The 712-nt window shown below is 62.2% G+C and carries 1 protein-coding gene; it reads right to left on the reverse strand.

Annotation, left to right across the window (positions count from 1 at the left end; translation table 11 throughout):
- A partial coding sequence (locus tag AC2A1E_RS24250) for a cadherin-like domain-containing protein (RefSeq protein ID WP_484385883.1) occupies nt 1-712 on the reverse strand: 712 nt, incomplete at both ends.

Here is a 712-nt window from a genome sequence, read left to right on the forward strand (position 1 = left end):
AGTGCGGAACACCTCCCGCGCCACGTTGCCGTCGGTCAGCACCAGGGTTGGCGCATCGGCCACCGGTGCGACCGTCAGCCGCACCGTGGCAACGCCGGAATTGAGCAGGCCGTCATTCACCCGATAAGTGAAGCTGTCCTCTCCGCTCCAGTTGGCCACCGGTACATAGCTCAGCGTGTTATCCGCATTGCGGGTCAGGGTGCCGTGCGCCGGTTGGCTCAGCAGGCTGAAGGTCAGCGCATCACTGTCCACATCGCTGGCATAAGCCAGCAGATCCAACGTAATACGCCCATCCTCATCCAGCGCCAGCGCCGCGTCCTGTGCGACCGGTGCATGGTTCACCGCCAATACGTTGACGGTCAGCGTCTGTGAAGTGCTGGCCTGTTGCTGGTTGGCCTGTTCGGTCGACGTTGCCACCACGTTCAAGGTGATACGGCCATTAAAGTCCTGCGGTGGCAACAGCGTGACCCGATCCAGCAGCCAACCGGTGATGTCGGTCGCCGTATTGCCCGCGGTGGCCGTAAAGCTGCGCACGCCATCGCTGAGCACGCTGCCTACCGGCAACGCTTCCAGTCTCAGTTGCAGCGTTTCCGAACCGTCCGTATCCGTCAGTGCGGCTTGCAGTGCCGACAGCGGAACTGGCGTATTCTCGACACCGACGTTCCGGGTCCGTATCTCGCTCAGCACGATGTTGTCAATCATCATGCCGCGC

Source organism: Serratia sp. HNCC26DJ206 (assembly GCF_057180605.1).